The sequence below is a fragment of the Paenibacillus sp. tmac-D7 genome (genome assembly GCF_006519665.1).
Lineage (GTDB): Bacteria > Bacillota > Bacilli > Paenibacillales > NBRC-103111 > Paenibacillus_G > Paenibacillus_G validus.
This window is the reverse complement of the sequence record NZ_VIDW01000029.1, coordinates 22,695-43,297: the sequence shown is the minus strand read 5'-3', so window position 1 is coordinate 43,297 and position 20,603 is coordinate 22,695. Positions and strand designations below refer to the sequence as shown.

Sequence of the window (20,603 nt, the reverse complement as noted above, 5' to 3'; positions counted from 1 at the left end):
GTTTTTATCCCTCCTTGGCCTGTACATACTTTTCCTTCAGGCGGTCGATATCCAGCTCAATGTCATGCGTGATCGGATGACCGGGAGGAAGCGCTTCCACTTCAATCATCGTTCCGCACCCGGGGCAATAAAACTCAATATAACGCATCCAATTCGGGTCCGCGGAAAACGTATACGTTTCGTCAATGACAGGCGGGTGAATATCATGAGGGTCGCGATCGTAAAGGAGGCACCCTTTTTTGTAGTTTTCTCTGGCGGAAATCAGTTCATGGCCGCAGCAGCGGCATACCCACATTTCCTTCTGCAGCTCAATGTCAAGATACTCTGTAATTTGGCGTCTCAAAACGGTTACACCTCCAAGATTCCATTCAAATGTTGATCCATCCGGTAGCCGGCGTTCGGCGGAATGAAAATCGTCGTATCGTTACTCTCGATAATGGCCGGTCCGGCAATCTCATTGCCAGGCTTCAAAAGCGATAAATCATAAATGCGCGCCTCGAATTGATCCGTTCCCATTCCGATCGATCTGAACCCTTTTTGCGCCGGCAGAGGATTGCTGTCGGACATCGCTGCCTCCGGCAAACGATAATGGGAGACGGGAGCCTGAGCACGGAGACGAATAAATTCAACGATCAATTCGGAAGCCTTCCATGTCCGGCACAACCCTTGCAAATATTCGTTTATTTCTTTGGCGTTTGCTTGCGTTTCAACAGTAGAGAACGGCAGCGGATATATACCCCGCTTCTTCCCGTCTGCTGTCGTTACCTCCACTTCGATATCGAAGCAAACCTCTTCCTGGCTAAAGCCTTCGCCGCGCATATCGCGGTATGCCCAATTTTTCATGATGCCCAGCTTTTCCGACAACTCGGAATGCAACGCGGGATCCGCCGAATCCTCATTCGCCCGGATTTGAAAACGGCTTCTAGTTTCGTAGACATGGTTAATGTCGGCTGTGGATAGACCGAAAGCGCTGAACACAGAACTGAAAGGGAACGTATAGATACGTTTGATTCCGCATTTTTGGGCCATGTCCGCACAAAACAAGCCTCCGCCGCCTCCGAAGGAGAAGAGTACGAAGTTTTCCGGTGTGTATCCCCTTTCTGCAGCAAGGCTCTTTAAAGCTTCCGAACCGATCGTCGTTAATTCATCGATGATGAGGCCGGCTGCTTCCCGAACGGAAATATGGAGAGGAGCGGCGATCGCCCTCTGGATCGCGTCATGTGCTTTTTGGGCGTGAAGCTTCTTCTTCCCTCCAAGGAAGAACTCCGGATCGATGAGTCCTAGAATGACGGCCGCATCCGTCACGGTCGGCTTGGAGCCTCCCAGATTGAAGCAAGCCGGCCCGGGTACTGCCCCTGCGCTTTCAGGACCGACCTGAACCTTGCCCTCCTTCGTTACCTTGGCGATCGATCCTCCGCCCCCGCCTACGGAAAGAACATGTATTAAAGGTGTATGAACGGGCACCTTGGCAATTGAGGAAGCGGTATCGAATGTCATCTTCCCGTTGTAGATCAAGCCGACATCTGTACTGGTACCGCCGACATCCAGGGTCAGGATGTTATCGATTCCATATTGTTGTCCTACATATTGCGTTCCCATCAATCCTGCAGCCGGGCCCGAGTTATACGTATCGATCGCTTTGGTTTTAGCCACCCTGGCCACCCCGCCGTTCGAGTGCGCAATGAGCAGCGGGTTGGTCAACCCTTGCTGCCGTATGCCTTCATCCGCTTTATACAGGTATTTGACCATGTCGCGATGAAGGTAAGCGTTTACAATCGCGGCGTTGGTTCGAATTCCGTCATCGGCCCGAAGACTGATTTCTCCTGCCAAGAGGACGGACTTCGCCCCCAAATAGTGGGTAGGAAAATCCGTTTGAATGATATCTCGCACTTTGCGCTCGTTATCTGTATTGAGGTGGGCGTTTTTCAGGCTGACTACGAAGGCGCGCGCGCCCGCATCCAGCAATTTTTTCGTGGCGCTGCGAACTTCATCCTCGTCGACCTCTACGCTTATACTCCCGTCCTCCGCCACTTTCCCGCGAATCCCAACCACTAATTCCGGTTCGACAAGGAAGTTAAGAACGGGGTTCTTCTCTTGATAAAGCGAGCGATCAAAACCTTCGGTCACAATCAAACCAAGCTTGGGCCCTGTACGCTGGATCAGCGAGTTCGTTCCGACGGTCGTGGATAAACGGATCGTCTTGGTTTGCAACAGAAAATCTCCCACATTCTCAAACCCGAACCGGCGCGCTCCTTCGGCAATGCATTGATTAAAACAAACGGTTAAATCATGCGGAGTCGTGTCTACCTTGACGGTTTCGTATTTCCCGCCTTGGGTGAAGAAACCGTCGGTAAACGTTCCCCCTGTGTCGATATCAACAGTAAATTGCGACACGTTCAACCCTCCATTCGCTATTTGAACATTTCTTTAACAAGTTTGGCCTTCATTTCAAACCGCGGTAATGTTCCCGGGGGAACGAGCTCAATATTTGCCGAGAAAAACAGTTTTGTGCGAAGCTCATTTTCGAGCTCCGACTTTAACCGATGCAGCTCCTCTTCCGTCAGCCCATTTCCATGTTCTACAAGTACAGGCAGCGGTGGATTCACTAAGGGAGGCGGCTGATGCAAAAGGATTTGAATTTCCCCGGTTGTCTTCGGCCGGAACATGCTGATCACATCACGTATCGCACTTGGGAAAACATTCACTCCTCTCACGATCAGCATGTCGTCGGTACGGCCGATGCAGCGGATGCGGAAGCTGTTCAATCCGCAGGAGCACGGCGCCGTTTCCACGCGAACGAGGTCCCTGGTGCGAAATCTCAATAAGGGTACGCATTGACGGTCAATTGCCGTATAAACCAGTTCTCCTTCGCAATCTTGGGACAGCTCGATGGGTTGACCGCTTTCCGGATCAATGATTTCACAAATTACGTAGTCGGGAGCGACGAAATGCATCCCGTTCTGCTCCGAACATTCGCCGAACAGAACCGGAGCCATATCTGCGTTGCCCATCGCCTCGACTACCCTGCATCCCCAATCCTCCTCAATTCTCCTGCGAATTTCGGGCATTCCGCCCCCCGGTTCTCCGCCGGTTGAGATGAGCTTCAGTCCCAATTCCTTCGGCTCCATTCCCCATTTGTTCCTGACATGCTCCGCCAAGTAAAAGGAATAGGACGGGGTACAAAGCATCACATCCGCTTTCAAATCGATGATGGAGCTGATCACCCGGTCAGAAGCCCCCGTTCCGATGGGAATGAATGTCGCGCCAAGCCGTTCGATGCCTTCTTTGGCCGAAGAACCGACGAAAAAGGTTAATCCCATGGCAAAGACGACCCGGCTTTCACGCCTCATCCCGCCCGTGTACATGACCCGGGAGACGATTTCATTCCACACTTCACGATCGCTATCCGTGATTCCCACATACGTCGGGCGGCCGGTCGTCCCGGAAGAAGCGTGGATCCGGATGATGTCTTCCATCGGAACGGCTCCATGAAGTCCCAATGGAGGAGCCGCAAGCTGGCTTTCCCGCAGTTCATCTTTGGTTGTAAAAGGAATCTTGGCTAAATCCCGCAGTCCCTGAATATGCTCCGGGCTAATTCCGGCCTGATCCAATTTGCGCCGGTAAAACTCGGATCGGTCATACACATAACGGATTTGGTTGCGCAGTTTTTCCGCTTGAAGCTGCGGCAGCTGTGAATTGAAAACCTTCTCCTGAAGCGAAGGGTTAAACGGGCTGGTTGGCATAAAAACTCACCTCCAATAATTTGTTGATCTTCACAGCTCCATACTATTTTAAATATTCAGAATATTCAATGCGCATTTAGGTTAAGTTCTTAATCCTTTTTGCACTTCATCGGTTAATCGATTCGTACAAAAAAAGCATCGGCACTTTATACGAAGCGTCTAAATCCCGTTAACAAAAATACCTCTATGTCTGCACTGTCGCAGCATAGAGGTCATCTTCATTCGCTACAATTCAAATACTCCGTAAAACATAAGGATTTGCAGCGCCAAATGCGTATCGAAAAAATCCTTTGCCCTTGTCAGGTCGATCCCGCTAATCTCCTGAATGCGTTTTAGACGATATCGGATTGCGCCGATCGAAATCATCATTTCGCGCGACGTCTGATGAATATTTCCTTGGTTTTCCAAAAATAGGTACAGCGTTTTTAAAAGCTCGGCATCTTTTTCCTTATCGTAGGCCAATAAATCCTTAAGCAATCTCATGGCAAAGCTCTCCAGCTCTTGCGCATTTTTGGCGTGGAGAATAATTCCGAGCGATCCGAGCTCATCAAAGGTAATGACATTCGACTTCACTACTCTCGAATGCGCTATTCCAATGGATTTGTTGGCTTCCTCATATCCGTTCCGAAACGAGCCTATCCCTTTGCAAAGAGAGCTGACACCGAGCGTAATCCTGAAATCCGCATAGTTGGCATTGACGATATTCACCAACAATTCGCCGAATGATTTCGGATCAAGCTTCATCTGAGTCAACAGCACTTCGGGTATGACGGAAATGATTTTATCGAGCCTGGTAGAAACGAGACCATTTCTCCCGTACGATTTCAATTGACTATGTATGGTTTCCGCGATCCTTTTTTTGAATTCCATGAAATGGGTGTCCCGCTGTTGAACGTGGCTTTCATAACGGTGCTGCAGGCTGAAGACAAATACATAATGGGGCTTGTCCAGATCGTATCCCATCAATTTCATTCGGTAGGATAGGTTTTCCACATTCGGATTTTCGATGAGAAGCTCGTTCAGAAACTCCCCTTTCATGCGCTGTTCCGCCTCAATGACCGTCCGTTCATTCAGAAATTGAACCGCACATATCGTAGAGGCGCGCTGCAGCGAAATGGTTTCGATTTCATCAAACGGGTCGAGCGGTTTGACCAATGAAAGATACCCGCATACTTCATTCTTCAGTAGAACGGGAGAGATTAAGCGTTCATGCTGCCAACCGAACTGTCCGGGAACGGAAAGATGAACCGTTCTTTTTTCATCCATTAACCGCTGGATCCGTTGTGCCTGCTTCCCGCCCGAAGTTTGAATAAACGTTAAGATATCATGAGGCGTATACTCGCCGAATGATTCAAGCAGGTTGAAATTTTTATCCTCCAGGACAACCGTTGTACGAAGATTCTGAGCCAAAATTTTGACGATCGTGGACAAACCTCCGCCTTGAATCAGTATTTTTGACAATTTTTCATTGATGCTTAAGGCGTTGCTCAACACTTCCTTCTGTTTTTCTATCCGGCGGTAAGCTCTATCTAGCTCTATCGCTAGATTCTCCTCTTTGTAGAAAGGTAATTCCGGATTGATTTCCGCATCCCATTCTTCGACAGGTTTCCCCACATATCGGCAATGCCGGTCGCCTTTGCCTATGCATTCGATTTCTTTAAAAATGACTTTCTTTCCTAAAAATTCGCTGCCGTATCCGCCGGCATAACCGATCAGGGTCGAGCAAACCGGCTCATGATGATAGCCGAAATACTCCAAATGCTGCTCCGCCTCGTAAGAATGGTGCCAATACCCTTCACTGTAAAATTCCCCGGTTTCGCGGTTTCCCCGAATCTCGATCGGAACGGCCAGTACGTTTCCTGTAACTCCGTGAATTTTCGGGCCCGCCAGAAGCCATTCCGTTTCCTCCTCCCATGCAAACACATCCTTGACGTACCTCGCATCGTTGGTTCCGCAATGCCACCCGTACCGGAGCAAAAAACCTTTCGCCCGATCCATGCCCAGAGCGGAAATCAGATCTTTACGCAAGGTACCTAAGGCATCGACCCCGACAAAAATGGTTCGCCGATCTTTAAAAAAAATTTTCCCCTCATTCGACTGAAATGATAGCAATTCGGCGGCAGATAAGTCGGTAGCCCTCATTGTTCTTTCTCCTTTCACCATTGGACCGGTTTTTGATTAGACTTTCTATCCTTCCGGGTGACCTGCTAAAAAACGATCGAAAGACGACTGTCAACAGTATGAATAAAGATTGGAGTATAGGAAATAATCGCAAGTCAATGAAAGCGTGTACATTTTAAAGAATATCGGTACACCTAAGCTTTGGGGATACGATCTTACTCCACATCGCAGTTGCAACGAACGGACTTAAGCTTCCTGAGCAAGCGCAGGACAAGCAGCAGAAGGATGGCCGGGAAGCCTATTAATACTCCCGGCTCTGCAGCTCGCGCTTGGCCGAATCCTGGGTGAACACGCCCTCCGACGTGATGATTTTCATCGGCAGCTCCTTGCCCTCCTTATGATCCTTGACGGCTTTCATCAGCTGCGGGCCGAGCAGGGGGTTGCATTCTACGACGAAGTTCAGCTTTCCCGTAGCAAGCGCCTTGAGCGCCGTCTTGGTCGCATCGATCGATATGATCACGATGTCCTTGCCCGGCTGTAAGCCGAATCTCTCAATGGCCTGCATCGCACCAAGCGCCATATCGTCGTTATGGGCATACACAACCTGAATATCGCCGCCCCGCCGCTGCAGCGCCTCCGACATTAACGCTCTGCCCGACTCCAGCGTGAAATCACCCTTCAGCGATTCGATCAGCTGAAAGTTAAAGTCATTGCCGATAACCTCCTCGAAGCCTTGCTTGCGTCCTGCCGCGGGGTCGGAGCCCTCCGTCCCCTGCAGCTCGACGATCTGAACCTTTCGTCCCCGGCTTCCAAGCTCCTGCAAGAGCCATCGTGCCGCACGCCGGCCTTCCTCCACGAAATCCGAGCCGATGTAGGACGTCCATAAGGAATCGTCCTCTGTCTTGACTTCACGGTCCGACAAGATGACCGGGATGCCGGCCTGCTTCGCTTCTTGCAGCACCTGGTCCCAGCCCGTCTTCACGACCGGTGAGAACACGATGATATCGACGCGGGCCTGAATGAACTTACGGATCGCTTCCACCTGCTTCGCCTGACTCTGGTCGGCGTTCTCGTACAGCAGCTCGAACCCTTCCTCCTTCGCCGCGGCCATTACCGAATTCGTATGCGCGAGCCGCCAGCCGCTTTCCGTTCCGACCTGTGCAAAGCCGATCTTGAGCTGATGCCTCTCCTCCGTAAATGGCGAGGAAATCGCCGGATACGAGGCCAAGCGCTGCTCGAAGGCTGCGGCATTATCCGGGGTGATGCGATAGCTGCGTAAAATCACCTTCTTCGGAATACCCTTTTCCTTATTCAAAATATCGAGGGCATACCGGATCGCTTCGCCGCCCCCGGTCGGACTGGTGAACGTGCCGGACAAAATGCCGTTCTTGACAAGCGGCAATCCGCCGTTCTCGCTATTGACCCCGTCGACGCCGATAATTCTCACATCCTGCAGACCGCTCCGCTGCAGCGCCCGCGAAGCCCCAAGCGCCATGGCGTCGTTCTGCGCGAAAACAAGGTCGATGCGCGGACTGCGCATCAATACGGCTGACATTTCGTCCTCGGCACGGTCCCGCTGCCAGTCCGCGTACACCGTATGCAGCAAGCGAAGGTTATCCTGTCCGGCGAGCGCTTCACGGAAGCCCAAGCTGCGTTCTTCCACCGTGGGTGACCCTTGTACGCCTTGGATTTCTACAATGCTGCCGCCGCTCGGTCCGAGCAGCTGCTTCACGTATTCGCCCGCTTTGCTGCCGATCAAGCGGTTGTCGGTCCCGATGTATAGCGTATAATCGTAGCCGGTCACACCCCGCCCCAGCACAATGACTGGAATTTTGGCGTACACCTCCGCAATGGTCGGGGTCAGCAGAATCGGATCGTCCAAGGAAATGATCAGCAGATCGATCCCGTAGCCCATGAGCTTGTGCACATCGTCCGTTTGCTGCTTGCTGTCATTCGCGGCATCCGTGAAAATGACGCGCAGGTCGCTATGCCGGGCGACCTCACGCTTGATCTCCTCGTTCATGACGATCCGCCACGGCTCGATCAGATTCGGCTGCGAGACACCGACCAAGTATTGAACCTGATCCTTCGGCACCTTCTGCCCGCTCGTGCCGCGTATGGACGATATGAAGCTGACCATGAGTATAAATAAGGTGAAAACGATGAGCGCCAGTTTGGCCCTGCCGCTAGTCATGTACGACACCCTTTACGATAAGACATCGGCGATACGCCCGTTATTTTTTTGAACGCGTTGCTGAAGTAATGCTGGCTGTTGTAGCCAACCTTCTCCGCGATTTCGTACACTTTATAATTGGGATCGTTCATATACAGCATCGCCTTGCGAATACGAATCTCGGTTATATAATCAATAAATGAAAGGCCAACCTCTTTCTTAAGCAGCTTGCTCAAATACGTCGGACTGACGCGTACATGGTCGGCTACGTCCTGCAGCGTTAAATTCGGCTCGGCAAACGACTGATCGACGTATTTGCGGGCGAGCATGACGATCGGGGAAAAGTTGACCTTCATCCCGACCTCCCGCACCAGATCATGATAGATACGCTCCGCCGCCAAAACATCCGGCTCCAGCAGCCGGTCCGCGGCGACCACGATTTTCGATAGGATTTCCTCGATCTTACTTTGAATCGAACCGCATACCAGCATCCAATCATGATCCCGTTCGAGGGATGAGAGCACGACGACATGGCCCCTATCATCGGAGAAAACGATATGCTCGCCTAGCGCGGCGACAACCTCCTCGATAATGTTTTTCACGGCGAATTCGAGCAGATCCTTGTTCCAATCGCGTTTCACCGTGCCCACGTTCGTGCTCTGCAGCACTTTAAATACGGCCATGCGGTTCGCTCCGACCGGCAGCTTCAAATGCGCCATTGTACTTTGAATCTCAACCGGAGACAGCACGCCGGCCATCCACTTGCGCAGGAAGGTGTCGCGGATCAGATTGGAATTGCTTTGCAGCTGATGGTTCGCCCAATGGAACCGCTCGCTTTTCGTTTTGTTCTGATCGAGAACCCGCAGCGCCTTCTCCACAACTTCCCGCAGCGCCGCTTTCTCGACCGGCTTCAGGATGTAATCGAACACCTTCAGCTTAACGGCTTGCTGCGCGTATTTGAATTCGTCGTGTCCGGTAATCACGATCACGAGCGCCCCCTCGGAATCGAAGCGAAGCTGCTCGATGAAGGAGAGCCCATCCATAAACGGCATGCAGATATCGACAAATATAAGGTCGGGCTTCAAGGCTTGAGCCTTTTCCAAGGCATCGAGTCCGTCCTCCGCTTCCCCCGTCACTTCAATGCCAAGCTCCTCCCAAGGGAGCACCTGTCTGAGCCCTCTGCGAATTTTCGGCTCGTCATCCGCGATCATCAGCTTCCACATCAATAGGATCCCCCTCTTGCCTTTCAGCCCGAATAGTTAAGCTTTCACGAACGGCAAATAGACATCGATGCACGTTCCCTTGCCATATTCGCTCTCCACCTGCACCCCGTAGGACGACCCATACGTAAGCCGAATTCGCTCATGAACGTTGAAAAGGCCGTACCCGCTCTTAAATTCCGGGTTTTCAGAGCCCTGAAGCCCCATTCGAACATACTCGATTTGCTCCGGCTTCATCCCGAGTCCGTCATCTTCAACGCGAAGCCGGATTTTATGCTGCTCCTTGACCGCTTCGATTCGAATCCGGCCGCTGCCCCGTTTCGTCTTGATGCCATGGTAGATCGCATTCTCAACCAGAGGCTGAAGGATCAGCTTCAGCACGCTGCAGCCCTCCAGCTCCTCGGCCACGCGAATCTCGTAGTTCAGCTTTCCTTCGTAACGCGCCATTTGAATGATCAGATAGCTCTCCACGTGCTTGAGCTCTTCGGACAACCGGATGATCTCATGCCCCTTGCTCAGCCCGATGCGGAACAAATTCGTCAGCGCACCGATGATCTCCACAATGTCGTCGGCCTTCCGGTCCTGCGCCATCCATTGAATCGTATCCAACGTGTTGTACAGAAAATGCGGCTTGATTTGCGCCTGCAAAATTTTAAGCTCGGCCTCCCGCTTCTCCTTCTGCTCCGTGTATACCATATGAATCAGGCGCTCAATTTCCTGCACCATCTTGTTGAAGCTGTGCCCGAGCTGCCCGATTTCATCGTTGGACCGGCTGCGGAAACGCAGATTCAATTCCCCCTCCTCCACCTTGCGCATCAAGCTTCGCAGCTTGCGTACCGGACTGATGATCGAGTTCGTGAAAAACCAAGAGGCGGCGAACGCCAACACCAGCGTCACCAGTACGACAAGCACCGTGTAAAACTGCAGTCGCGTAATGACGCTGCGCGACTCGTCGAGCGGGAATACACCCACGATTTTCCAGCCGATGTTCTGGAAGGGTGTATGCATGATCTGATAAGAACGCCCGTTGATCGTCTTAATCAGATCGTTGGAAGCGCTTACCATCCATTCCGCCTTAATTCGGTAAACGACAGGATTGACCGATGAATACACAATCCCTCCTTGGCGGTCCGTCATATATATAAATCCGCTTTTGCCCAAAGAAACCGATTCAATGGTTTGTTGGATAATATTCAACTTCATGTCGATCAGCACGACCCCGAGCATGTTTCCCGTGAGCGGGTCTTTAATCGCTTTCACGAACGACAGCACTTGGTCGGCACTGTAGTTATGGTCCGCCTTGATATTCCGACCGATCGGCTTGCTGATCATATGCAGCTCGTCCGGCCGTTCCACGGCTTCCCGATACCAAGCTTCGGATGTAAGCCGGTCCCGGGATATCGTTCCCAACCGGTTGCTGATCCACCCGCCCGCGCGGTTGACCAAGAGGATGCCGGCAATTTCCCCGTGGCGCTCCTCATATCGCCGCATCACTTCCCGAAGCGCCCATTCGTCACCCGTTTGTCCGGCGTAAAAGGACCTCACCTCACGGTCCTGGGCGATGTACTCGATGATGTTCTCCATTTCCGTGAAGTAAAAGCTGATGTTGTTCTTGACCTGACCCATCATCTGACTCGTATGCTCGTTCGTGCTTTCCTCGATGGAACGCTGATACATGGTGCTGCCGACCGCGCTTAAGGTCACGATGGAGATCAGAATAATAAGCACGAAATACAAAAGCAGCTTGAAGCGAATGCTGTTACGATACAAATGTTTGACGTTCATGCCCTTGGTCGACGCGAACACGCACTCACCCGATTTCGTTTTACTCTATTATAACGCAGGCGAACGCTCCTGTTAATATCTGGAATAGCAAAATTGCAAAGGAGCCGGAGCCCCTTTGCAACCTGACCTGAAGCAGCTGCTTAGTATTTGCGGGTTGGAAGCGCGTCGATCGCTTTCTGGCCAAAGAAGACGCCTTCCTCCGATTTGATCCATTTCGGCGGCTGTGTGCCGGCCTTCAGATCGAGAATCGCTTTTTTCAACTGCGGCCCAAGCAGCGGGTTACATTCGACGGTGACGTTCAGCTTGCCTTCTTTGATCGCTTCGAAGGCCGCCTTGACGCCGTCGACGGACACGATGAAGATGTCTTTGCCCGGCTTCAAGCCGTATTCTTCAATCGCTTGGATGGCGCCGAGCGCCATATCGTCGTTGTGCGCATAAACGGCATGAATATTTTTGCCGTCGGATTTCAGGAACGCTTCCATCACCTCTTTGCCTTTGGCTCTTGTGAAATCGCCGGTTTGCGACTTGATGATTTTATAGTTCGGATTCGATTTAATGCCTTCCTCGAAGCCCTTCTTGCGGTCGTTCGCCGCACTAGCCCCCACCGTGCCCTGCAGCTCGACGATGTTTACCTTTTTGTCCGCACCCAGCTGCTCTATCATCGTCTTGGCCGCATTCTGGCCCTCCAGAATAAAGTCGGAGCCGATAAATGCCGTGTACAGGGACTCATCGTTCACCTTAACCGTGCGGTCCAGCAGGAATACCGGAATTTTGGCCGCCTTCGCTTCCTCCAGCACCGGCTCCCAGCCCGATTCGACGACCGGCGCCAGCGCGATGACATCGACCTTCTGGGCGATAAAGGAACGGATCGCCTTAATTTGGTTTTCCTGCTTCTGCTGCGCATCGGAGAACTTCAGCTCGAACTGCGCGTCGTTGCCGAACGTTTCTTTAATCGACTGCGTTTCCGCATCCCGCCAGCCGCTCTCCGCCCCGATCTGGGAGAAGCCGAGCACAATCTTCTTATCGGCCTTCGTTTCCGGCGCGGGCGCAGGCGCAGGAGCGGGCGCAGGCGCCGCTTTCGATTCCCCGCCGGACGATGAGCCACCTGTCGTCGAACCTCCCGAGCTCCCGCACGCCGTTAGCAGCATACCTGCCAGCGTCAGCGCCGTAACCAGTTGAAACGGTCTTTTCATCTTGAACAACATACTTGTATTCCTCCCTTTGGTTGATCATGTTTACACCTTCACTATAAGATGTTTGGTAAGTGCTTGTATTTAGAATATAGCGTTATAATTTGCTAATTTCGGCACATTATAGTTATCGTCTGCTTAATGCGCAGCCCCTCCCGGCGACTCCACAGATGACCCGGCCGACTGCTTCGCATCGGCTCCCGGCCCAGGGGAAGTGCGCGTAATCGTCTTCCTGCGCTCGCGTCGAAGCAAGATCCAACGCTGGAGCAGGATAAACAAGAATAGCAGAAAGCCTACGGCGATTTTCGTCCACCAGGAGCTCAGCGTGCCTTGATACATGACGATCGTTTGAATGATGCCCGAGCACAAAACGCCGAGCACCGGTCCGATCAAATAGCCGAAGCCGCCGGTTAACAGAATGCCGCCGATGACGCATGCGGCGATCGCGTCCATCTCCATGCCCATCAAGTGCAGCGTATACCCCGACAGCATGTAGAACGTGAATACGATCCCCCCCAGAGCCGAACAGAAGCCGCTGAACGTGTACACCAGCACTGTGATGCGCGCGACCGGCAAGCCCATCAGCACAGCGGACTTCTCGTTGCCTCCGATCGCATACACCCCCCGGCCGAATTCGGTGTATTTGGACATGTATACCGCTATCACGACCATCGCAAGGGCAATCACTACGCTGACCGATATCGTATTGTCGCCGAAGACCGGAATTTTAAACCTGGAGATGGCTTTGTAGGTCGCATCGTTGATGACAAGGCTTTCCGTGCTGATCAAATAGCTGATACCGCGGGCCAGGAACATACCGGCGAGCGTCACGATCCATGGATGCAGCTGAAAGCGGTGAATGATATAGCCTTGGCCCGCACCGAAGAACGTTCCTAGCAGCAGCGATAGCGCCATGACCAAGTAGGCGTTCATGCCTTCCTGCAGCAGCGACGCGGACAATACGCTGACCAGCGCGACGACGGAGGCGACGGATAAATCGATGCCTCCCGCAATAATGACGAAGGCAAGTCCCGTGGCTACGATAATCAGATAGGCGTTGTCGATGAATAAATTGAAGAACACCTGCCAGGAGAAAAATCCGGTATACAAGAACGAACCCGCTGCATAAAGCAGTGTAATGAGCAGCGTAGTCGTCAAAATGATGATATTGTTCTGATTGATCCTCACTTTGAGCTTCATGATTCGGCCACCGCCTGCTTCGTGCGGCTTTGGAACAGCTCGCGGAAGCGCTCCGACTGCAGCAGGCTGACGACGATGACGACGAACGCCTTCACGACGAGAATGCGCTCAGGCGGAATCCCCATCGAGTAAATCGTCGTGCTTAAAGACTGGATGAACAGCGCCCCGACGACGGTGCCCGCCAAGTAAAATCGTCCTCCGCGCATCGAGGTTCCGCCGATCACGACAGCCAGAATCGCGTCCAGCTCAATCCACAGCCCCGCGTTGTTGGCGTCCGCACTGCTGATATTGGAGCTGACCAGCAGCCCCGCGATGGCGGCGCATAAGCCGCATACCGCATAGACGAACAAGTAAATTTTGCGCGGCTCCACGCCCGCGTACTCACTGGATATTTTGTTCGTGCCCGTCGCTTCCAGGAACAGACCGAGGGCCGTACGTTTTTTCAACACATAAACAAGGCCGAACACGGCTGCGGCTACATAAACAGAGAACGGAAGACCGAACAGAAAGCCTTTGCCGATATACCCGTACGCCGCGTTGCTTGTGGTCAGCACCTGCCCTTCCGTGATCAGCTGGGCGATGCCCCGGCCGACCGTCATGAGAATGAGCGTACCGACCATCGGCTGAATGCCGAACACCGACACGAGCATGCCGTTCCAAAGTCCGCACAGGATCCCGACGGCAAGCGCCGCAAGAATGGCTACCCAGAGCGGTGTCGACTCCAGCAGCGAAATGGAGACCGCCCCTGCAATCGCGAGTACGGAGCCGACCGAAATATCGATGCCCTCCTTGGCGATGACGAGCGTCATACCGATGGCGATAATCAGCGTCGGCGCCGCCCGGTTCAGGACGTCGATCAAGCTGCCGAACAGGTGACCGTCTTTTATTTCGATTTGAAAAAAGCCGGGTACAAAGATGAAATTGAACAGCAATATTGCCGTCAACGCCAGCACCGGCCAAAATATTTTCATTCGTGTGAAGTTAAGCGCCCGTTGTTTTATAAGCGACATTCGGCTCGGCTCCTTCCGCAATCATTCGCATGATGTTTGATTCGTTCATCGCATCCCCGGCTACTTCGCCAATTTGCACCCGGTCCCGCAGCACCACGATCCGGTCGCAGCATTCGATCATCTCCTGGAGCTCGGAGGAAATGATCAGGATCGACAGACCGCCGGAGGCCAGTTCAAGGATCAGCTTGCGAATATCTCCCTTGGAGCCGACATCGATCCCGCGTGTCGGTTCGTCCAGAATAAGCAGCTTGGGCTGGGTCGCCAGCCATCTGGCCAGAATGACCTTTTGCTGGTTGCCTCCGCTTAGATTGTCGATGCGCTGTTCCATGCCAGGGGTTTTGATGCGCAGCAGATCGATAAAGTGCTGGGCGAGCTCCTGCTGCTTCTTCAGCGGGATGTGACGGAACAAGCCCAGCTTCGCCTGCAGGGCAAGCACGATATTTTCGCGGATCGTCAGCTCGCCCACAATGCCTGCCACCTTGCGATCCTCCGGACAAAACCCGAGCCCCTGGCGGATTGCCTGCTTCGGATAGATCGAACGGAACGTTTCCTCCCCGATCACCAGCACCCCGTCGTCGGCCTGATCGATGCCGAAAATCAGCTTGGCGATTTCCGTCCGGCCGGAGCCGAGAAGACCCGCCAGGCCGACAACCTCGCCCTTCTTCACCGAGAGGCTGACCGGCTGGATGGAGCCAACGCGGCTTAAGCCTTTCGTCGAGACGATCGCCTCGGAGGATAAGCTTGGGGTCATTTTCCGCTGGCGCTCCTCTTCCTTCCACTCCCGGCCGATCATTTTGGAAACGAGACTGCTCTTGGGCAGCTCTTTCGTGGGGTATTCGCCAACAAGCGCCCCGTTGCGCAGAATCGTGATGCGGTCCGTCACCTCGTACACCTGATCTAGAAAGTGCGTGACAAATACGATGCCAAGTCCATCTTCGCGAAGCTTCCGCATGACCGCGAACAGCTGCGCCACCTCTTTGTTATCCAGGCTTGAGGTCGGCTCATCCAGAATAAGCACGCCGCTCGACATATCGACGGCGCGTACGATCGCCACCATCTGCTGAATGGCCACGGAGTATTCAGACAAGGGCTGTCTGACGTCGATGTTCAGGTTGAGCCGCTGGAGCCGGATCTCGCTCTGCTCGTTGATCCGCTTCCAGTCAATGCCCCCTCTTTTCCTCGGCACCCGCCCGATGAACATGTTTTCCGCCACCGATAAATTGGGACACAGATTAATTTCCTGATACACCGTACTGATGCCGATGCTCTGCGCCTCCTGCGGCGACCGGACGATCACCGGCTTTCCCTCCAGCCACACCTGTCCCGCATCCATGGTATAGACGCCGGTCAGCACTTTAATCAGTGTCGATTTTCCTGCGCCGTTCTCGCCCATCAGCGCATGAATTTCACCCCGATGTAACGTAAAATTCACATCACTCAGCGCTTTAACCCCGGGAAAGGACTTGCTGACGCCTTCCATTTTCAACAATAGATTGTCACTCATTAGGTGAGCACCTTCCTTCCCATCATCGGTATTCCTGCTTGCGTTTATGGAGAGTATCAAACTCCCGGAAGCTCAGCTTAACTTTCATTTTAAGTTCAAGGCTGCCAGGTGTATTTAGACGGAAAGGTTATTTTTTACAAATTTCCGTTCTATTTCGCATACAGCGCGAACGCCAAACAGGCTTCCGCAAAGATTGCTTACGGAAGCCTGTTCGGTATAAACCTGCTTGATGGCTTATTGCAGCACGGATCTGGCCACAGTGGTCAGATCTTGAATATCGACCTTGCCGTCCTGATTCAGATCAGCTGTCGCGGACCAGCCGCTGTCCCCCTGTTGCTTGCCGTAATGGCTCGCTATGATGGCCAAATCGCCGATCGAAATGCTGCCGTTTCCGTTCAGATCGGCGTTGATTTTACGTCCTTCAAACGCCAGCATAGCCGTTGTCAGCGCGTTTAAGGCTTCCGTAATTTGCTGCTGCGTCGCCTCCGCGTCGTTCGCTACGATTGCCGCTTGCGCAATAATCACCTGCATCGCCGCCCTGGAGCCCGGCAAATAGTAGCCGTGCCGCAGGTCTTCCACGGCCGCATCCACTTTGGCCTGCGCAGCTGCGATCGCTTCGTTCAAATCCGATTTATCCGGCGCTTCCGCCGTGACTTGAAGCTGATGGGTTGTGCCGGGAATCGTCGTCTCCATTCCGGTTCTGTCCGCAATCGCGATACCGCTCAGCTGAATGGAGGTGTAGGCGCTGCCCGGTGCAGCCGTCGGCTTCGCCTTAAACGAGAGCTTCAGCCAAGCGCCGTTCGCCTCCGCTCCGCCGCCAAGGCTGGCGCCGACCATGCGCACCTTACCCGGCTCCAGCTCGCGCTTCTCCAGCAGGCTGAAGCCGTCCTTTACCGATACGGCGTCCGTTAGCTCCAGCTTAGACGGGTCAAAGCCGACCGTAACATCTTGAGCATAGACGCTGCCGTACACGTTTCCAGCCACATCGCTTAAGCTGTACGTCAGGTCAAAGGACTGCCCGGACCCTACAACCGCCGGCCCCGTAAGCGAGGCCTTAGGCTGCGCTTGAACCGGAGCTCCGACCGAGAAGTAGTCGAAGTCGGCCGTCATGGAGGTGTTGTCCCCGGCCGACAGGCCGTAAAACCCGATTTGAAGATTCGTCAAATCGGCCTGCACCGGATCAGCCGCCGGCGCCCATGCCGCCCCGTCCCAGTAGTGCGTCGTGTACACGTTGCCGGTCTTTTTGATTTGCAGGTAGACGGTATCGGTACCCGGATGCTTCGCCATATTCGTCGCTTTGGTGTATACCGCATTCCGCTCGACCGCCGTTTCCAGCGATTTGCCCGTACTGCCGACAGTATCCCATACATGGCCCAGCCTCACATAGTTGTCCTCGTTCTGCCAAATGATTAAACCGGCCTGCTGATGATTTTTGGCGACAGGCGCCGTGACCTTCGTCGTTATGGCGAAATCGCCCTCCGGGGCTTTGCGCAGAAATACGTTTTTCAGCGAGTTAGAGGTTTGATGGCTATCCCCCGACAAGGTTTGCAGCCGCAAGCTGCCCGGTTTGGCCGTCAAGCTCCAGCGGGCCGCATCCTCCCGGTAAATGGACCAAGCCGGATCCAGCGTACCGGTCGCAAACGAGTCCGTAACGGCGCCCTGCGGAATCGGATCATTCACGCTTACGATGAGCTGCCATTTAGCCGCCTTCAACGCATTCATCGCATGAATCCAGTCATTGGCCGTCGAGCTGCCGTTCATGCTCACGGCCTTCGCAGCGTCAACTGTGGAACGATAGGCGGCGATTGCCTCCTGCGGATATTGGCCGGCGCCATCACCAGCCTGAAGGCGGCTTAATAGCTGCTCCGCCAGCTGGAGCTCATCGATCAGGTCCTCCCTCGTCACGCCGCCGATCAGCTCGCGGTGCGCTTTGGCGATCCGGTTGAAATCCAGCTTCTCGACCTTGCGATCATACGACAGAAGTCCGTTTATCTCGTATTCAACATCTGTGATTTGCGTATAGATAGCGGCACTTAAGCCAGGGCTTTGCTTCAGCTGCTTCAATCGGTCGATGAACTGCACATATTTGTCGGTCAGCTCCTGCTTGCTGTTCATCAGCTGGTACGAGAACACGAGCGGGCTCCACTCATGGCCCGGTACATGCAGGCCGAGTCCGCCGTACTCGCCCAGCACCGCAGCGCGCGTCTGGGTTGGAGTCGGCGAGGTCGGCGCCGGATACGCATGCGCATCGATCAAATCGCCTGCGCCGGAATCCTGCCAGCCGCTGGTATTGTTGATGAGACGCGTCGAATCGAGTCCCTTCACGTAATTGGCCGCGTCTCTTGTTTGCTGTCCGCCCCAGTCGAATTGGCCCCAGCCTTCGTTAAAGACGGTCCAAACGACAATAGACGGTGCGCTGCGGAGCTGATCGACCATCTCCTTGTACTCCTTCAGCCACTGGGTCTTGGTCGCTGGCGTAATGTCGGAACCCCGGTTGCCCTGACGGTCCTCCAGGCTTGGCATATCCTGCCAGACCAGCACACCGAGCTTATCGGCCCAGTAATACCAACGGGCGGGCTCGACCTTGATATGCTTGCGGACCATGTTCATCCCGACCCGCTTGACGGTTTGCAGATCGAACTTCAGCGCCTCATCCGTCGGTGCCGTATACAAGCCGTCCGGATAATAGCCCTGATCCAGCGGTCCCATCTGGAACACAAATTTACCGTTCAGGAGCGGACGCAGCACCCCATCCTCCATCCCGAGCTTGATTTCCCGCATGCCGAAATAGCTGGTTACCTCATCCGCGACCTGCTCCCCGTTCTTCAGGCGCACGGTCAAATCATACAGGAACGGATCGTCCGGCGACCACAGCCTTGGGTTCGGCACGGGCAGCTGCAGCGTCTCGCCTGCCGCTCCGGTCACACGGCCGACGATCTCTCCGCCAACCTTGGCGACGGCCTCGACCGTAAGACCCGGGGCCCCTTGGACGGCCGGCGTCAGCTTCAGCGCTTGGCTCTGCAAATCCGGCGTCATATCCAGCTTCTCGATATGTGCGTTTGCTACCGGCTCCAGCCAGACGGTTTGCCAAATGCCGGACACCGACGTATACCAGATGCCGCCCAGCTTTTTAACCGTTTGCTTACCGACCGCCTGATCCTCGCCCATATCGGTTTGATCCAGCACATGTACGATCAGCTCGTTCGATCCGCTCACCAATGCATCCGTAATATCGAAGCTGAACGACGTGTAGCCGCCCTTGTGACTGCCGATAAGCTTGCCGTTGACATACACCGTGGCCAAATAGTCCACCGCGCCGAAATTGAGGTTCACGCGCTGCCCGCTCCAGCTGTCCGGAACGGTAAACGACCGTTTGTACCACATCCGGTCCTCCACCCGGTTAATCCCGGACAATACCGATTCTGCTGCAAAAGGCACGAGGATTTTTTCCCCCAGCGTCCTGCCTGTCGGAACGGCATCGTCTTCCTTCGCCGCTTCGAACTCCCATTCCCCGTTCAAATTGGCCCACTGCCCGCGGACCAGCTGCGGTCGCGGATAGTCCGGCAGCACGTTCTCCGGGTTCACTTCGGCCGCCCAAGGGGTCGTAATTTGATACGTCGAGCGGTTTTTCAGCTGGACATCGAAGGCCGCGACGGCTGCGCCGTCCCGGGTGTTCAGCCCGCCCTTTCCGTCGTAGCCTGCACGTACAAGCCAGACGTCCTTCGAGTAAATCGGATAGGCAAAGCTCAGCATGATGACATGCGGTTCGCCGGGCTTAAGCGATGCCGAAGCGATCGGCCAATCGACGCCCACCACCTGAATGCGAAGATGCTCCGTCAATCCGGCCGGCAGCTCTTGGAGCGGCTCGCTCAGCACGACCTCGGCTGTAGAGCCGTCCGTTGCTACCGTCCCGCCATAATCGAAGCCGGCCGGCGGATAGAAGGCTTGGGTCGGGACGGCCTGCTTCGGCACACGGGGACTGGACCATCGCAGATGGAGGTTGGAGCCGCCGTTATTCTCGAAGTATTCGAGCTTGAATTCATGCTTCTGCCCGGCGGTTAGCGCTAGGGGAGCGCCGGTTTGCTCCTTATCCCAATCGTCGACCCAGTGATCGATCACCAGCTTGTTGTCAATCCACAACCGGAAGCCGTTATCCCCGATGATCGAAAAGGTATAGTTCTCTGTCGTTTCCGGCTGTATAAAGCCGGTCCATCGGACACTGACGCGATCGTTTCGACCCGTTAGCGCACTGAACACCCCCTCAAGGCTGCCGAAGTCGATGTTCGGGTCGATGATCGTTGATTTCAGCTCGCCGAACGTAAAGTTAGGGGCTCCGGAATTCAGGTAATATTCGGCTTTCAGACCGTGCGTTTCCTCGGGTGCAGTCACGCTCTCGGCGGCTAGCGCCCGGCCGGGCACCCGCAAACTGGTCAAAACAAACACGAGCACCCAGACGGCAATGAAACCTACACGCAGCGTTTTTTTCCACTTCATGATTGTGAACGACCTCCGATTCATAGAAATGGTCAAGACTTTTTGATGGCGCTTACGAAACGTAAAGCCTCCCTTCTTTCTGAATTGAATGCTGCCCCCTCTTATTGTAGAAAACGGGCCGGACAAAGTATTTACAATATCCTGTTCTTTTTTTGTAATTTTA

The 20,603-nt window shown here is 54.0% G+C and carries 12 protein-coding genes; all 12 read right to left on the bottom strand.

The features are described from left to right. Positions 1–4 precede the first annotated feature (4 nt). A complete protein-coding gene (locus tag FKP33_RS18485) occupies positions 5–343 on the bottom strand; it encodes an acetone carboxylase subunit gamma (protein ID WP_219996676.1) in 339 nt (112 codons plus the stop codon). 5 nt (positions 344–348) lie between these two features. Beyond that, positions 349–2,394 carry a hydantoinase/oxoprolinase family protein gene (locus FKP33_RS18480; RefSeq protein ID WP_141336016.1) on the bottom strand — a complete coding sequence of 682 codons (2,046 nt, stop codon included), beginning with the start codon at positions 2,392–2,394 and terminating at the stop codon, positions 349–351. A gap of 17 nt (positions 2,395–2,411) precedes the next feature. Beyond that, positions 2,412–3,743, bottom strand: coding sequence for a phenylacetate--CoA ligase family protein (locus FKP33_RS18475; RefSeq protein WP_054797056.1), 1,332 nt, complete (start codon positions 3,741–3,743; stop codon positions 2,412–2,414). 225 nt (positions 3,744–3,968) lie between these two features. Next, entirely contained in the window at positions 3,969–5,885 is a 1,917-nt protein-coding gene (locus FKP33_RS18470) for a XylR N-terminal domain-containing protein (protein WP_181410205.1), read from the bottom strand. Positions 5,886–6,165: 280 nt separating this feature from the next. Further along, positions 6,166–8,058, bottom strand: a complete 1,893-nt coding sequence (locus tag FKP33_RS18465) for a substrate-binding domain-containing protein (protein WP_141336014.1) — start codon at positions 8,056–8,058, stop codon at positions 6,166–6,168. Further along, a complete protein-coding gene (locus FKP33_RS18460) occupies positions 8,055–9,260 on the bottom strand; it encodes a response regulator (protein ID WP_141336013.1) in 1,206 nt (401 codons plus the stop codon). Before FKP33_RS18460 ends, FKP33_RS18465 begins: the two co-directional genes overlap by 4 nt. Positions 9,261–9,296: 36 nt before the next feature. Then, positions 9,297–11,063: a sensor histidine kinase gene (locus FKP33_RS18455; RefSeq protein ID WP_219996675.1), complete on the bottom strand. Its 1,767-nt coding sequence runs from the start codon at positions 11,061–11,063 to the stop codon at positions 9,297–9,299. 119 nt (positions 11,064–11,182) lie between these two features. Further along, positions 11,183–12,247, bottom strand: coding sequence for an ABC transporter substrate-binding protein (locus tag FKP33_RS18450; RefSeq protein WP_258313486.1), 1,065 nt, complete (start codon positions 12,245–12,247; stop codon positions 11,183–11,185). A 123-nt stretch (positions 12,248–12,370) separates the two neighbouring features. Beyond that, positions 12,371–13,432 (bottom strand): galactofuranose ABC transporter, permease protein YjfF, encoded by a 1,062-nt coding sequence (gene yjfF, locus FKP33_RS18445; protein WP_141336011.1) that lies wholly within the window; start codon positions 13,430–13,432, stop codon positions 12,371–12,373. Continuing rightward, positions 13,429–14,442 (bottom strand): ABC transporter permease, encoded by a 1,014-nt coding sequence (locus tag FKP33_RS18440; RefSeq protein ID WP_127608970.1) that lies wholly within the window; start codon positions 14,440–14,442, stop codon positions 13,429–13,431. Before FKP33_RS18440 ends, yjfF begins: the two co-directional genes overlap by 4 nt. Next, positions 14,414–15,946, bottom strand: coding sequence for a sugar ABC transporter ATP-binding protein (locus tag FKP33_RS18435; RefSeq protein ID WP_141336010.1), 1,533 nt, complete (start codon positions 15,944–15,946; stop codon positions 14,414–14,416). Before FKP33_RS18435 ends, FKP33_RS18440 begins: the two co-directional genes overlap by 29 nt. Before the next feature lie 234 nt (positions 15,947–16,180). Then, positions 16,181–20,440: a PA14 domain-containing protein gene (locus tag FKP33_RS18430; RefSeq protein ID WP_181410204.1), complete on the bottom strand. Its 4,260-nt coding sequence runs from the start codon at positions 20,438–20,440 to the stop codon at positions 16,181–16,183. Positions 20,441–20,603: the final 163 nt, after the last annotated feature.